The sequence below is a fragment of the Micromonospora sp. WMMA1998 genome (assembly GCF_027497375.1).
GTDB lineage: Bacteria > Actinomycetota > Actinomycetes > Mycobacteriales > Micromonosporaceae > Micromonospora > Micromonospora sediminicola.
This window is the reverse complement of the sequence record NZ_CP114911.1, coordinates 5887259-5901266: the sequence shown is the minus strand read 5'-3', so window position 1 is coordinate 5901266 and position 14008 is coordinate 5887259. Positions and strand designations below refer to the sequence as shown.

The 14008-nt window shown below is 73.1% G+C and carries 12 protein-coding genes; 4 read left to right on the top strand and 8 right to left on the bottom strand.

The window, feature by feature from the left end; all coding sequences use genetic code 11:
• Position 1: 1 nt before the first annotated feature.
• Both O7600_RS27450 and O7600_RS27445 read right to left on the bottom strand, forming a co-directional pair.
• On the bottom strand, positions 2 to 1144 hold the full coding sequence (locus tag O7600_RS27450; RefSeq protein WP_281591289.1) for a GNAT family N-acetyltransferase: 1143 nt from the start codon (positions 1142 to 1144) through the stop codon (positions 2 to 4).
• Between the two features lie 80 nt (positions 1145 to 1224).
• A complete protein-coding gene (locus tag O7600_RS27445; protein ID WP_281591288.1) occupies positions 1225 to 1929 on the bottom strand; it encodes an amino acid-binding protein in 705 nt (234 codons plus the stop codon).
• Between the two features lie 150 nt (positions 1930 to 2079).
• Between O7600_RS27445 and O7600_RS27440 the strand changes: the two genes are divergently transcribed.
• Together O7600_RS27440 and O7600_RS27435 are read left to right on the top strand one after the other, a co-directional pair.
• A complete protein-coding gene (locus O7600_RS27440) occupies positions 2080 to 3153 on the top strand; it encodes a phosphotransferase family protein (RefSeq protein ID WP_281591287.1) in 1074 nt (357 codons plus the stop codon).
• Complete coding sequence (locus tag O7600_RS27435; protein ID WP_281591286.1) at positions 3154 to 4365, top strand: acyl-CoA dehydrogenase family protein; 1212 nt, start codon at positions 3154 to 3156, stop codon at positions 4363 to 4365. It begins immediately after the preceding gene.
• A 30-nt stretch (positions 4366 to 4395) separates the two neighbouring features.
• On the opposite strand, the gene O7600_RS27430 is transcribed toward O7600_RS27435, so the two are convergent.
• The 6 genes from O7600_RS27430 to O7600_RS27405 all read right to left on the bottom strand — a co-directional run bounded on the left by O7600_RS27430 (position 4396) and on the right by O7600_RS27405 (position 11041).
• Complete coding sequence (locus O7600_RS27430) at positions 4396 to 5442, bottom strand: LacI family DNA-binding transcriptional regulator (RefSeq protein ID WP_281591285.1); 1047 nt, start codon at positions 5440 to 5442, stop codon at positions 4396 to 4398.
• Positions 5443 to 5525: 83 nt separating this feature from the next.
• On the bottom strand, positions 5526 to 6959 hold the full coding sequence (locus O7600_RS27425) for a GH1 family beta-glucosidase (protein ID WP_281591284.1): 1434 nt from the start codon (positions 6957 to 6959) through the stop codon (positions 5526 to 5528).
• The gene (locus O7600_RS27420; RefSeq protein ID WP_099161935.1) at positions 6956 to 7852 is read right to left on the bottom strand and encodes a carbohydrate ABC transporter permease; all 897 of its coding nucleotides are present in this window, start codon (positions 7850 to 7852) and stop codon (positions 6956 to 6958) included. The genes O7600_RS27425 and O7600_RS27420 overlap by 4 nt, the downstream gene beginning before the upstream one ends.
• A 9-nt stretch (positions 7853 to 7861) precedes the next feature.
• Positions 7862 to 8842 (bottom strand): sugar ABC transporter permease, encoded by a 981-nt coding sequence (locus tag O7600_RS27415; RefSeq protein WP_099161936.1) that lies wholly within the window; start codon positions 8840 to 8842, stop codon positions 7862 to 7864.
• A 121-nt stretch (positions 8843 to 8963) separates the two neighbouring features.
• Entirely contained in the window at positions 8964 to 10283 is a 1320-nt protein-coding gene (locus O7600_RS27410; RefSeq protein ID WP_281591283.1) for an extracellular solute-binding protein, read from the bottom strand.
• A gap of 212 nt (positions 10284 to 10495) precedes the next feature.
• The gene (locus O7600_RS27405; RefSeq protein WP_281591282.1) at positions 10496 to 11041 is read right to left on the bottom strand and encodes a plasmid pRiA4b ORF-3 family protein; all 546 of its coding nucleotides are present in this window, start codon (positions 11039 to 11041) and stop codon (positions 10496 to 10498) included.
• Between the two features lie 150 nt (positions 11042 to 11191).
• Here O7600_RS27405 and O7600_RS27400 point away from each other — a divergent pair, with 150 nt between their 5' ends.
• Positions 11192 to 11977, top strand: coding sequence for a pyrimidine reductase family protein (locus O7600_RS27400; RefSeq protein WP_281591281.1), 786 nt, complete (start codon positions 11192 to 11194; stop codon positions 11975 to 11977).
• Positions 11978 to 12251: 274 nt separating this feature from the next.
• Positions 12252 to 14000: an ATP-binding protein gene (locus O7600_RS27395; protein ID WP_091579317.1), complete on the top strand. Its 1749-nt coding sequence runs from the start codon at positions 12252 to 12254 to the stop codon at positions 13998 to 14000.
• Positions 14001 to 14008 lie beyond the last annotated feature (8 nt).

Here is a 14008-nt window from a genome sequence, read left to right as displayed (position 1 = left end):
CTCAATCCGAGCGCTGCGCCGGCACGACCACACCGGCACCCGCCCCGCGACCGGCCGTCACCGGTCCGCCGGTCACCGCGCCCGCCGCACCGCCGGCCGTCGGCCACCCGGCCGACGCCGGGACCAGCGGGAGCGTCGCGGTCAGCACCGCGCCGTCGCGCTCCACCGCCACCGGCCGGTCCAGCCGGCGCAGCGTCCGCAGCATCGGCGTGTTCTCCGCCTGCACGTGCAGCAGCACGGCGGCGAAGCCGGCCCGGTCGGCGTGCCCGACCAGGCGGCGCAGCAGCGCCGAGCCGAGACCCCGGCGCTGCCAGTCGTCGCGCACCAGCAGCGCCGCCTCGGCCTCGTCCCCCTCGCCGAGCAGGTTGGCCATGGCCACGACCGGCTCCGCCGCCCCGCCGGAACCCGCCGTGGCGAGCACTGTCACCCCCCGGGCCGGCTCCAGCAGCCGGCGCAGCCGAGCCGGCGACGGGTCCGCCGCACCGCTCAGGTAGCGCCGCTGCCGGCTCCGCGAGGAGCAGGCTGTGTGCAGCTCGCGTACGGCCGGCACGTCCTCGACGGTGGCCGGCCGCACCGTCACCTCCGCGCCGTCCGGCAGCACCAGCGTGACCCGGTCGACGTCCCGGCGGGCCAGCGTCGCCGCCAGCTCGACCAGGGCCTGTGCCCGGGCGTACTCGGCCGGGGTGAAGCTCGGCTCCCGGCGGCGCAGCTCGTAGCCGCCGCCGGCCGGGTCGGTGAGCAGCATGGTGGTGCCGCCCACGCCGCCGGGCGCGGCGGCCGGGGTCGGGCGCCAGGTCACCGCGTCGGCGCCGAGCAGCGTCCGCAGCGTCGCGCCGGCCGCCTCCGGGTCGCGCACCAGCCGGCCGGCCAGGCCGAGCACCCGGGTCGGCTCGTCGGCCAGCCCGCGCGCCTCGCTGCGCGCCACCCAGCAGTCCCGGCCCCGGCCGCGCTCCACGGCGGCCCGCAGCTCGGCCTCGGTGACCTGCTCGGGCGCGTCGACCAGGAAGTCGTCGACCGCGCCGACCTCGGTGGTGTGCACCTGCACGGTGAGGATGTTGACCCCGCGCAACGCGAGGCTCGCCGTGAGCACCGACAGGTAACCCGGCCGGTCGTCCACGGTGGCTCGGATCCGCCAGAGCGCCATGGTTGTCTCCCTTCCTCACCCCCGACCTTGCCGGCCGCCTGTTGCGCTCCCGTTGCCCCCGGGTGACGCGGCGCGACCGGTCAGGTGATGGTGGTCACCGGCGGCGCGCCGACCAGGTCCAGCCGGTCGCCGAGGATCACCGCGCTGGCGCGGACCAGCTGGGCGAGCCGGTCCACCTCGGTGGAGTGGAACCCGGCGGCCGCGAGCGGTTCGCTGTGGTCGCGGGCGACCACCAGCACCAGGCCGGCCCGACCGAACGGCGCGACCGCGTAGTGGTGCCCGTCCGGCGCGGTCAGGGCGCGGGCCCGCAGCGGGGTCACCTCGGGCAGCCGGGGCGGGCTCGGGGCCCGCCAGCTCGCGTGCCCGACCGTGGCCGTGCCGCACCCGCCGCTGCGCGACGCCCAGTCCAGCGGGACCACGGCGGCCACCGCCCAGTCCGCCGCGAGCAGCCCGGGCACGGCGTCCACGAGCGTGGCCACCCCGTCGGTCGGGTTGGCCGCCACCTGGGCGAGCAGCTCGGCGTCCTGGCCGGTGGTGGTGGGCGCGCCGATCGCCCGCCACACCCCGTCCACCCGGACACCGGGGATCGCGGCCAGCCCGGCGAGCAGCCGCTCCACCCGCGCCGCGCCCGGCCAGACCACGGTGAAGTCGTCGACCGCCCGCCCGCCGAGCCGTTCCAGGACCACCACCTGCACGATGTCGGCGCCGGAGACGCCGAGTGTCCGGGCCACCTGGCCGAGCGTGCCCGGTCGGTCCGGCAGGGTCACCCGAACTCTCAGCAGCATGTCTGATCCCCTCCGCTCGGCGGGCCGGCTCGACGGCCGGCAGGCTGGGGCCCAGCCTGCCGGCTGACCATTTCGCCCCCGTTGCAGCGGCATGTCCCGGCGGGAAAATCCGACCTTGACAAGAAAGCTGAGCTGCCATCAACTATTCGGATGACCGATCCGGCCGTCGACGCTGCCCGGCCCCCGACCGGTCCGGCCCCACGCGGGCTCGACCTCGACCGGCTCGCCGCCCACCTCGCCACGCACCGGCCGGATCTGGCCGGGCCGCTCTCGGCGCGGCTGATCGCCGGCGGCAAGTCCAACCTGACCTACCTGCTGCGCGCCGGCGACCGTGAGGTCGTGCTGCGCCGGCCGCCGCTCGGTCACGTGCTGGCCACCGCGCACGACATGGCCCGCGAGCACCGGGTGATCTCGGCGCTCGCCCCGACCGGGGTGCCGGTCCCCGAGGCGCTGCTGCTCTGCCCGGACGACAGCGTGATCGGCGCGCCGTTCTACCTGATGGCGAAGGTCGACGGTGAGGTCTACCGGCGGCGGGAGCAGACCGACGCGCTCACCGCCGACCAGCGGCGTGACCTGGCCCTGGCGATGATGGACACGCTCGCCACCCTGCACCGGGTGGAGCCGGCCGAGGTCGGGCTGGCCGACTTCGGCCGACCGGAGGGCTACCTGGCCCGGCAGGTCCGCCGCTGGGCCGGCCAGCTGGACCGCTCCCGCAGCCGCCCGCTGCCCGGCATCGACGAGCTGCGCGACGCGCTGGCCGGCAGCGTGCCGGAGGGCGCGAACGCGGGCCGGATCGTGCACGGCGACTACCGGCTGGACAACCTGCTCGCCACAGTCGGCCCGGTGGCGGTGCGGGCCGTGCTCGACTGGGAGATGGCCACGCTCGGCGACCCGCTCGCCGACCTCGGCCTGCTGCTGACCTACTGGGACGTGCTCGGCGACAGCGACCAGGCCGAGGGCAACCCGGTGGCCGACGGCATCGGCCCCCGGGCCGGCTTCCCCACCGGCGCCGAGCTGATCGAACGCTACGCCGGCCGCAGCGACGTGGACGTCGGCCCGCTGCACTGGCACGTGGCGCTCGGCTGTTTCAAGCTGGCGGTGATCTGCGAGGGCATCCACTACCGGCACACCCTCGGGCAGACGCTCGGCGAGGGGTTCGACCGGATCGGCGAGATGGTGGCGCCGCTGGTCGCGCACGGTCTGCACGCGGTGAGGGAGAAGTAGATGGAGTTCGCGTACGACGACCGGACGATCGAGCTGCGGCAGCGGCTGGAGGCGTTCCTCACCGAGTGCGTCTACCCGGCCGAGCCGGTGCACCACGAGCAGGTGCTCGCGGCCGGCGACCCGTGGGCCCGCCCGCCGGTGATGGACGAGCTGAAGGCCGAGGCGCGGGCCCGGGGCCTGTGGAACCTGTTCCTGCCCGACGCCCGCTACGGCGCCGGCCTGACCAACCTCCAGTACGCGCCGCTGGCCGAACTGACCGGTCGCAGCCCGCACCTGGCCCCGGAGGCGCTCAACTGCGCCGCGCCGGACACCGGCAACATGGAACTGCTCGCCGAGTTCGGCTCGGACGCGCAGCGGGAGCGCTGGCTCGCGCCGCTGCTGGCCGGCGAGATCCGCTCCGCGTTCTGCATGACCGAGCCGGAGGTCGCCTCCTCGGACGCGACGAACATCGCCACCCGGATCACCCGCGACGGCGGCGACTACGTGGTCGACGGCCGCAAGTGGTGGTCGTCCGGGGCGATGGACCCGCGCTGCGAGATCTTCATCGTGATGGGCAAGACCGACCCGGACGCCGACCGGCACCGCCAGCAGAGCATGATCCTGGTCCCCCGGGACACCCCGGGCGTGACGGTGCGGCGCGGGATGACGGTCTTCGGCTACAGCGACGCCCCGCACGGCGGGCACGCCGAGATCGACTTCTCCGGCGTCCGGGTGCCGGCGGAGAACCTGGTCGGGGCCGAGGGCACCGGCTTCGCCATCGCCCAGGCCCGCCTCGGTCCCGGCCGGATCCACCACTGCATGCGGCTGGTCGGCATGGCCGAGCGGGCGCTGGAGCTGCTCTGCCGACGCGCTCTCGACCGGGTGGCGTTCGGCCGCCCGCTCGCCGAGCAGGGCGTGGTGCGGGAGTGGATCGCCGAGTCCCGCGTTCGGATCGAGCAGGCCCGCCTGCTGGTGCTCAAGACCGCCTGGCTGATGGACACGGTCGGCAACAAGGGCGCGCACACCGAGATCCAGGCCATCAAGATCGCCACCCCGGCGATGGCCGAGTGGGTGATCGACAAGGCGATCCAGGCGTACGGCGGGGCCGGCGTCAGCCAGGACACCCCGCTCGCCGCGCTCTGGGCCCAGGCCCGGACGCTGCGCCTGGCCGACGGCCCCGACGAGGTCCACCGGGCGTCCCTGGCCCGCCGCGAACTGCGCCGCTGGTCCTGACCGCCCCGGCCGCCCGCGCGGCGGTCAGGGTCAGGCGGAGGCGCGGTGGATGAGCTCGGTGTCCAGCAGCACGTGCGGCGAGGGCACCTCGTCGCCCCGGATGCGGGAGACCAGCAGGCGGGCCATCTGCCGGCCCATCTCCTCCACCGGCTGGAACACCGTGGTCAGCGGCGGCTCGGCCTGGCGCGCGATCGGGGCGTCGTCGAAGCCGATCACCGCCACGTCCTCGGGGACCCGCCGGCCGGCCTCGCGCAGCGCGCGCAACGCGCCGAACGCCATCAGGTCGGACGCGACGAAGACGGCGTCCAGGTCCGGGCAGGTCTCCAGCAGCCGGCGCATGGCGGCGGTGCCGCTGCCCTCGCTGAAGTCCCCGTACCCGATCAGGCCGGGGTCGACAGTGCCCCCGGCGGCCCGCACCGCCTCCTGGTAGCCGGAGAGCCGCGCCAGGCCGGCGCCCATGTCCTGCGGGCCGGCGATGGTGGCGACCCGGTGGCGCCCCTGGGCGAACAGGTGCTCCACCGCCTGGCGGGCCCCGCCGACGTTGTCCACGTCGACGAACCACGCCGGCTGCGCGTTCGGGTGCAGCATCCGGGCCGGCCGGCCGCCGAGCACCGCGGGCAGGCCACGCTCCTCCAGCAGCGTGGGCAGCGGGTCGGAGTCGTGCAGGGAGAGCAGCAGCACGCCGTCGACGTGCTGGTTGGTCAGGTGGTGCTCGACCCGCTCCCGCTCGATCGGCGACTGCACCATGGCCAGCCAGAGCTGCATGGGCGTCTCCACCAACCCGGAGCTGACGCCCCGGACGATGGCGGCGAAGAACGGCTCGGTGAAGACCCGCTCCCCGGACTCGGAGACGACCAGCGCCACCGAGTCGGTCCGCTGGGTGACCAGCGCCCGGGCGGCCCGGTTGGGCACGTATCCCAGCTCGGCGATGGCCTGCTGGACGGCGGCCCGGGCCTCCGGGCTGACCTGCGGCGAGCCGTTGACCACGCGGGATACCGTGCCGCGCCCGACGCCGGCGCGGGCCGCGACCGCGTCGAGGGTCGGGCGCCCGAGCGAGCGGGTGCGCTGCGTTGTCATCGTCTGTGCTCCTCCGACGGTCGGGCGGGCCCGGCACCGATTGAGGCGTCGGTGCCGGGCCGCCCGTTACTGGCTGGCCCAGCTTATTGTGCGGCCAGGCCGTTGCGTCGGATCACGTCGGCGTACCACCTGGCGCTGGACTTCGCGATCCGGGCCTGGTTGTCGTAGTCGACGTAGACCATGCCGAACCGCTTCGTGTAGCCCCAGGCCCACTCGAAGTTGTCCATCAGTGACCAGGCGAAGTAGCCCTTGAGCGGCACCCCGGCCTCGATCGCGGCGTGCGCCGCGCGCAGGTGCGAGGCGAAGTAGGCCAGCCGGTCCGGGTCGTCCACCTGGCCGTCGACCACCGTGTCGACGAACGCCGACCCGTTCTCGGTGACGTAGAGCGGCAGGTCGGTGTACTCCCCGTGCACCCGCTCCAGCGTCTCCACCAGGCCCGGGGCGTCGATCTCCCAGTCCATGTCGGTGACCGGCACGCCACGGGTGACGAACCGCACGTCCTCGCTGCCCGGCCAGCAGGACGGCGCCCGCCAGTAGGGCTCCGGCTCCGCGCCCTCGACCGGCGCGGCGACCACGTGCCGGCTGTAGTAGTTGACGCCGACCATGTCCAGCGGGGTCGAGATGGTCGCCAGGTCGCCGTCGCGGACGTGCCCGAGGTCGGTGATCCCGCGCAGGTCGGCGATCAGGTCCGCCGGGTACGCGCCGCGCAGCACCGGGTCCAGGAAGAACCGGTTCGCCAGCGCGTCGATCCGGCGGGCCGCGTCGGCGTCCGCCGCCGACCCGGAGGCCGGGGTGACCGGGTAGAGGTTCACCGTGATGCCGAGCTGCGCCTGCGGGCGGGATGCCCGCACCGCCTGCACGGCCAGGCCGTGCCCGAGCATCAGGTGGTGCCCGGCCCGGACCGCGTCCGCGCCGTCGCTGCGGCCCGGCGCGTGCACGCCGGAGCCGTAGCCGAGGAACGCCGAGCACCACGGCTCGTTCAGCGTGGTGAAGTACGTCACCCGGTCGCCGAGCGCGTCGGCGACCAGCTGCGCGTACTCGGCGAACCGGCCGGCGGTGTCGCGGGCCGGCCAGCCGCCGGCGTCCTCCAGCGGCTGGGGCAGGTCCCAGTGGTAGAGCGTCACCCACGGCTCGATGCCGTGGCCGAGCAGCTCGTCGACCAGCCGGTGGTAGAAGTCCATCCCCTCCTGGTTGACCCCACCCGCGCCGCCCGGCTGCACCCGGGGCCAGGACACGGAGAAGCGGTAGGACCGCAGCCCCAGGTCGGCCATCAACCGCACGTCGTCCGGCATCCGGTGGTAGTGGTCGCAGGCCACGTCGCCGGTGTGCCCGGCCACCGTCCGACCCTCGGTGTGGCTGAAGGTGTCCCAGATCGACGGCGTACGGCCACCCTCCGCCGCGGCGCCCTCGATCTGGTACGCGGCGGTGGCCGCGCCCCAGAGGAAACCGGGCGGGAAGGTCAGGGCCGGGCCCTCGTCGAGGACGCCGACGGCGGGCGGGCTGGCTGGGTTGCTCACGACTTGACGGCGCCTTCCATGATGCCGCCGATGATCTGGCGGCCGAACAGAACGAACACGACGAACAGGGGCAGGGTCGCGATCAACGTACCGGCGAAGATCTGCGAGTTGTCGGCGAAGTAGGCGGTGTTGAGGCTGCGCAGCGAGATCTGGACGGTGGGGTTGGACGGGTCGGCCAACACCACGAACGGCCAGAAGAACTGGTTCCACTGTTCCATGAAGGTGAGCAGGCCGAGCACCGCGGCGGCGGGCCGCAGGGCGGGCGCCACCACGTGCCAGTAGACCCGCCAGGTGGAGCAGCCGTCCACCCGGGCGGCCTCGATCAGCTCGTTCGGGACCGCCTGTTCGGCGTACTGGCGCATCATGAAGATCCCGAAGCCGCCGATGAGGAACGGCACGGTCACCGACGGCATGGTGTTCAGCCACTCGAGCTTGGCCATCAGGATGTAGAGCGGGAGCACGCCGAGCTGGATCGGCACCATCATCGAGGCGAGGATGATCAGCAGCAGCGCGTTCTTGCCCCGGAAGCGGAGCTTGGCGAACGCGAAGCCGGCCAGCGAGCCGAAGAAGACCGTGGCGACGGTGATCGTCCCGGAGACCAGGAACGAGTTCAGCAGCCCCTTGACGATGTTGGCGTCGCCGTTGGCGAGCACCCGCTCGATGTTCTCGCCGAGCTTTCCGCCGGGCAGGAACGGCGGCGGCCAGGAGTTGGCCGCGTCGTTCGTCCGGGAGGCGATCACGATCATCCAGTAGAACGGGAACAGCGACAGGATCACGCCGAGGACCAGGCCGAACCAGGTGAGCGGGCTGGCCTTCCAGAGCCGCTCGGCCTGGTGGGTGGCCTTCGCCGGCGCGGTCGGCCGGGTGGGTGGGCGAAGCGTGGTGGTCGTCATCTCGTCACCTCACTTGTCGGAGCTGATGCGGCGGGCCAGCAGGTAGTTGACCGTCGACATCAGCGCGATGAGCACGAAGAGCACGAGCGCGACCGCCCCGGCGTACCCCCACCGGAAGCGCTGGTTCATCACGTCGAGCAGGTACATCGTGATGGTCTGGAACTGCCCCTCCGAGCCGCCGGAGAGGCCGCCGGAGCCGCTGGTGAACAGCAACGGCTCGGTGAAGAGCTGAAGCCCGCCGATGGTCGAGATGATCAGCGTGAAGATGATCGTCGGACGCAGCTGCGGGACGGTGATCGACCAGAACTGGCGCCGCCGGGAGGCCCCGTCCAGCGCCGCGGCCTCGTACATGTCCTTGCTGATCGACTGCATGGCGGCCAGGTAGATCAGCGCGTTGTAGCCGACCCAGCGCCAGTCGACCATGGTGGAGATGGCGAACCAGGAGGCGAAGCGGTTCGCCCGCCAGTCGATCGGGTCCAGGCCGATGCTGTCGAGCAGCCAGTTGACCAGGCCGAAGTCCTTGGCGTAGATCATCGAGAAGATCAGCGCGACCACCGCGGTCGAGGTGATGATCGGCATCGCGATGGCCATCCGGAAGAACGTCTGCGCGCGCAGCTTCCGGTTCAGCGCGTTGGCCAGCATCAGCGCCAGCAGCAGCTGGGGCACGGTGGAGAGCACGAACATGCCGAACGTGTTCACCACCGCGTTCCAGAACTGCGGGTCGTCGGTGATCAGTTCGACGAAGTTGTCCAGCCCGACGAACGAGATCGTCGAGTTCAGCGGGGACCGGTCGGTCAACGCGATCCACACCGTGTACGCGATGGGATACGCGCTGAACACCGCGAAGATCAGGAAGAACGGCAGGACGTACAGGTAGGGCGAGTACTTCAGGTCCAGCTTGGTCGCGGAGGCGGCGCGACGGTGCGCGGGACGGGCGGCGCGCGGCGGACCGGGCTCGGGCGGCGCCGTGGCGTGCAGGTCGAGGCTCATGGGGAGTCCTTCTCCTCGGCCGGCGTCACCCGCCACACGGGCGACGCCGGGCTCTGCGGGCACCGCGGGTGGCGCCGGCAGCGCGGGGCTGCCGGCGCCACCCGCGGGCGGCTCAGCCGGGTCACTTACCGGCAGCCGCACCGTTCTTCAGGGCCGCCTGCCACTGGTCGTCGGCCGACTTGCCCTGCTCGACGGCGCGCAGCGTGTTCTCCACGGCGGTGCGGACCGCGTTGTTCTTCGGGCCGAGGTAGACCGGCTTCAGGTCGGTGGCGCCGGCGGCGAAGATCTTGCCGACCGGGGCCTTGCTGAAGTAGTCGTTGGTCGAGTCGGCCACGGCCGGGTCGGTCAGCGCCTGCGGGTTCGACGGCAGGTTGCCGACCGCCTTGAACGCGCCGATCTGGCCCTGCGCGCTGGTCAGGAACTTGGCCAGCTCGGCGGCCTCCTTCTGGTGCTTGCTCGACTTCGGCACGCCGAGGAAGGAACCGCCCCAGTTGCCGCCGTTGCCCGGGGCCTTGGCGACGTCCCACTTGCCGGCCGCCGCGTCACCGGCCTGGCCCTTGATGACACCGGTCATCCACGCCGGGCAGGCGATGGTGGCGAAGGTGCCGTTCTTGAACCCGGCGTTCCACTCGTTGGAGAAGGACTGCAGGTTGTTCGACAGCCCGGCGGCGATCATCTTGGTGGTCAGCTGGTAGGCCGCCTGCACGTCCGGGTTCTGGTCGATGACCATCTTGTTGCTCTTGTCGTAGTACGTGTAGCCGGTGCCCTGGCCCGCGATCTGCATCAGCACCACGTTGTAGAAGTTGGTCGCCGAGTCGACGAACTTGTGCTTCTTGTCGGCGGCGGCGAACTTCTGGCCGGTGGCGATGAACTGGTCCCAGGTGGGCCAGAGCGCGCCGACCTGCTCGCGGTCGGTGGGCAGGCCGGCGGCCTTGAACAGGTCGCTGCGGTAGCACAGCGCCATCGAGCCGACGTCGGTGCCGAGGCCCAGCACCTTGCCGTCGGGGGTGGTGCCCTGCTCCCACTTCCACGGCAGGAAGTTGCCCTTGAGGTCGTTCGCGCCGTGGTCGGCGAGGTTCACGAACTTGTCGGCCTGCGCGTAGAACTGGACGATGGTGCCCTCCTCCAGGGCCACCACGTCGCCGGCGCCCGACCCGGCGGTGATCTGCTGGGTCAGGCGGGTGTTGTAGTCGCCCAGGCCGAGGCCCTTGCCGCGCTCCTGGATCTTGACGTTCGGGTGGTCGGCTTCGTACTGCTTGTACAGCTCTTCGTAGCCGAAGCCCTGGTCGCCGAAGACGTCGACGACCAGGGTCACCGGACCGCTGCTGTCGCCGCTGTCCGACGAGTCGTCGTCGCTGCCGCAGGCCGTGGCGGTGGCGAGCACCATGGCGGACGCGAGCGCGATGGCCGCGAGCTGCCGACGGCGGATTGGGACGCTCATCCGAGACCCCTCTTTCGGTGGTGAGGCGATATCTGTGTGGTGGGGGGTGCGTGTCGCGCGAACCGGAGGAGGCAGGGATGAGACCGACGCCACTCGCGGGAGCGCTCCCATGAGATTGCCGGCAGGTGTCAGGGGTGTCAATAGACCGGTGGGAGCGTTCCCATTTCGTTACCGCGCCATCCCCCGGGACGGGAATCCCAGGGGGCGCGCGGTCAGCAGCAGCGACGCAACAGGACGGTCGCGCGGTCCGGATCGAACCCGGCCGGGTCGAACGCCGGACCGGCCCACTCCCGCATCGCCTGGTGCTCGGGGTGCGCCGGATCGGCGAGCGCGGCCAGCAGGACGGCGTAGCCACCCGGGCCGCCCACGTCCTCCGGCGGGCAGGCCCGCTCCCCGTCCAGGCAGACCGGGTAACGCTCGTCCGGGTCGGCGGCGCAGACGTCCTCCACCACCAGGTCGTGCTCCCACCAGTCGCCGAAGTCGTAGGTGTAGCGGAACCGGTCGCCCTTGCCCACCACCGCGTCCAGCCGGACGTCCAACTCGTCGCGCAGCGCCAGCTCGCCGTCCGGATCGGGCTCGCCGTACTGGCGCCCGTCGACGTCGAACGAGTGCAGGTGGCAGTCGCGCCAACCCATCGCGTGCTGGAGCACCCGGTGCAGCCGGTCCAGGGTGTAGCCGCCGGGCACCAGCACCCGCCGCCACACCGGCGGCCGGACCCCGGCCAGCGACACCATCAGCTGGAAGATCTGACGCGACACGCGGTCCCATCCTTCCTCGGCATAGGCTGCCGGCATGATCTGCCGAGCCTGCCGGGAGCGGCGGCACGACGACTGTCCTGGCCGGAAGTGGTGCGACTGCCAGCACCGTACCGCCGAACCCACCCCTCCGGTCACCGGTCCGGCCGGCGAATGAGCGTCGGAAGCCCGATCGAACGGATCTGGCCCGCACCCGTCACCGGCGCGCTGACCGACCCGCAGCTCACCGCGCTCTACGGCCGCGCCGACCACCCGCACCTGCGGGTCAACTTCGTCGCCAGCGCGGACGGCGCGGTCACCCTGGACGGCTACTCGGCCGGGCTCTCCGGCGAGCCGGACAAGCGCGTGTTCGGGCTGCTGCGGATGCTCTGCGACGGCCTCCTGGTGGCCGCCGGCACGCTGCGCCACGAGGGCTACCGCGCGGTCCGGCTGAGCGCCGAGCGACGGGCCTGGCGTCGCGAGCGGGGGCTGGCCGAGTTCCCCACCCTGGTGGTGGTCTCCGGCTCGCTCGACCTCGACCCGGCCCAGGCCTGCTTCGCCGACGCCCCGGTCCGGCCGCTGGTGCTCACCCGCTCCGGCGCGGAGGCACCGACCGGACTGACCGAGGTGGCGGACCTGCTGCGGTACGGCGACGAGCGCGTCGACCTGGCCGCCGGCCTGGCCGAGCTGCGCCGTCGCGGCCTGGGGCAGGTGCTCTGCGAGGGTGGCCCGCACCTGTTCGGCGCGCTCACCGCGGCCGACCTGGTCGACGAGCTGTGCCTGACCGTGGCGCCGCTGCTCGCCGGCGCCGGACCCGGGCGGATCACCGCCGGGGACGGCAGCGTTCCGCGCCGCCTGCCGCTGCGGCACGTGCTGGCGGCCGGCGACGGCACGCTGATGCTGCGCTACGCCCGCGACCCGGGCGACCCGCCGCCCGCCGGAGCCGCACCCCCCGCCTGAGCCGCCCTCCCGCCGGCTGGCGACTCGCGGCTGGCGGCGGGCGGCCACCGCAGCGACCGACCCGACCGGGTGGAGAACAGCCGCGCCCGTTCGGCCGGGACGCCGTCGAGGCGGACGGAACGGCACGTACCGTGGTCGGTCGGATCCGGGCGGCGACCGCCGGGCGCACGGCCGGCGTGGCGTCCGCCGCGTCGCGTGGCAACCTGTCGCATCCCTCGGGCAGGATGCACGACGTGCACCGCCAACGGTACGACCAGCCGACCGGAGACCGCCGATGACCGACGACCAGCTCGACGGGCCCGGCGAGGGGGTCGGCCGGGTGCTCGGCACCGCCGACGCCACCCCGCTCACCTTCTGGACGGCCGTCGCCCCCGGCAGCTACCTGCAACTCGACGACGTGGTGGTGACCCGCCGCGAGCTGCCCGACCGCGAGCCGGTGACCATCGCCGGGGTGGTGACCCAGGTGCGCGCCCGGCACGAGGGGGCGCAGTTCGACTCCGACGTCTTCGCCATCGCCGACGGCACGCTGCCGGCGCAGGTGCAGGAGGCCGCCGAGGTCACCACCACCCGGGTCGACCCGGAGTTCTACGTCCCGCCGACCCCCGGCGCGGTGGTGCACCGGGCCGAGGGTGACGCCCGGGCCCGGGCGCTGCACTTCGACCGGATGGAGCGGCGGATCCCGATGGGGATGGGCCGCGACGGGGTGCCGGTCTACCTCAACGCCGACTTCCTCGACGGCACCCGGGGCGCGCACGTGTCGATCTCCGGCATCTCCGGTGTCGCCACCAAGACCAGCTTCGCCACGTTCCTGCTCTACTCGGTGTTCCGCTCCGGTGTGCTCGGCGGCGACGCGGTCAACGCCAAGGCGCTGATCTTCAACGTCAAGGGCGAGGACCTGCTCTTCCTTGACCACCCGAACAGCCGGCTCGACGACCCGACCCGGGCGGCGTACGCGAAGCTCGGCCTCGACGCCGGCGCGTTCCCGGACGTGCGGGTCTACGCGCCGCCCCGGGTCGGCGACTCCTCCGGCACCCCCGACGTGAGCAGCCGGCTCACCGGGGTGGACAGCTTCTACTGGACGCTGACCGAGTTCTGCGCCGACCGCCTGCTGCCCTACGTGTTCGCCGACGCCGACGACGAGCGCCAGCAGTACACGATGGTGGTCCACTCGGTCGCCGCCCACCTGGCCCGGTACGCCCAGCCCGCCGACGGCGGGGTGAGCATCGACGGGGTCCGCCTCGGCTCCTACGCCGACCTGGTCGACCACGTGGTCGAGCAGCTCAACGACGACGAGACCCGGGGCGACTGGGCCGGCAGCGCGGTCGGGTTGGGCACCGTCAACGCGTTCGCCCGCCGGTTGATCGGCAGCAAGAAGGACCTGGGCCGGCTGATCCGCGGCGATCTGGCGACCCGCCGCCCGCACTCGATCAACACCGCGGAGAGCGCCCAGGTCACCGTGGTCGACCTGCACAACCTGCCGGACCGCGCGCAGCGCTTCGTGGTCGGCGTGACGCTCAAGAGCGAGTTCGAGCGCAAGGAGAAGGCCGGCACCGCCAAGCCGTTGCTCTTCGTCGTGCTCGACGAGCTGAACAAGTACGCCCCGCGCGAGGGCTCGTCGCCGATCAAGGAGGTGCTGCTCGACATCGCCGAGCGGGGCCGCTCGCTGGGCGTGATCCTGGTCGGCGCGCAGCAGACCGCCAGCGAGGTCGAGCGGCGGATCGTCACCAACTCGGCGATCCGGGTGGTCGGCCGGCTCGACCCGGCCGAGGCGTCCCGCCCGGAATACGGCTTCCTCCCGCCCGCCCAGCGCCAGCGGGCGCTGCTGGCCAAGCCGGGCACGATGTTCGTCAACCAGCCCGACATCCCGGTGCCGCTCTGTCTGGAGTTCCCGTTCCCGGCCTGGGCCACCCGGGTCTCCGAGGCGGGCCGCGCCCCGTCGGAGACGCTACGGTCGATCACCCAGGCCGCCGACCCCTTCGCGGTGGTCGGTTCCGGCTCCTCCGACGACGACATCCCGTTCTAGGCGGCACC

What these genes read in the sequence shown, in the direction of transcription:
- O7600_RS27450 (WP_281591289.1), bottom strand. Translation starts at nt 1,144, where the DNA reads ATGGCGCTCTGGCGGATCCGAGCCACCGTGGACGACCGGCCGGGTTAC.
- O7600_RS27445 (WP_281591288.1), bottom strand. Translation starts at nt 1,929, where the DNA reads ATGCTGCTGAGAGTTCGGGTGACCCTGCCGGACCGACCGGGCACGCTC.
- O7600_RS27440 (WP_281591287.1), top strand. Translation starts at nt 2,080, where the DNA reads ATGACCGATCCGGCCGTCGACGCTGCCCGGCCCCCGACCGGTCCGGCC.
- O7600_RS27435 (WP_281591286.1), top strand. Translation starts at nt 3,154, where the DNA reads ATGGAGTTCGCGTACGACGACCGGACGATCGAGCTGCGGCAGCGGCTG.
- O7600_RS27430 (WP_281591285.1), bottom strand. Translation starts at nt 5,442, where the DNA reads ATGACAACGCAGCGCACCCGCTCGCTCGGGCGCCCGACCCTCGACGCG.
- O7600_RS27420 (WP_099161935.1), bottom strand. Translation starts at nt 7,852, where the DNA reads ATGACGACCACCACGCTTCGCCCACCCACCCGGCCGACCGCGCCGGCG.
- O7600_RS27415 (WP_099161936.1), bottom strand. Translation starts at nt 8,842, where the DNA reads ATGAGCCTCGACCTGCACGCCACGGCGCCGCCCGAGCCCGGTCCGCCG.
- O7600_RS27410 (WP_281591283.1), bottom strand. Translation starts at nt 10,283, where the DNA reads ATGAGCGTCCCAATCCGCCGTCGGCAGCTCGCGGCCATCGCGCTCGCG.
- O7600_RS27400 (WP_281591281.1), top strand. Translation starts at nt 11,192, where the DNA reads ATGAGCGTCGGAAGCCCGATCGAACGGATCTGGCCCGCACCCGTCACC.
- O7600_RS27395 (WP_091579317.1), top strand. Translation starts at nt 12,252, where the DNA reads ATGACCGACGACCAGCTCGACGGGCCCGGCGAGGGGGTCGGCCGGGTG.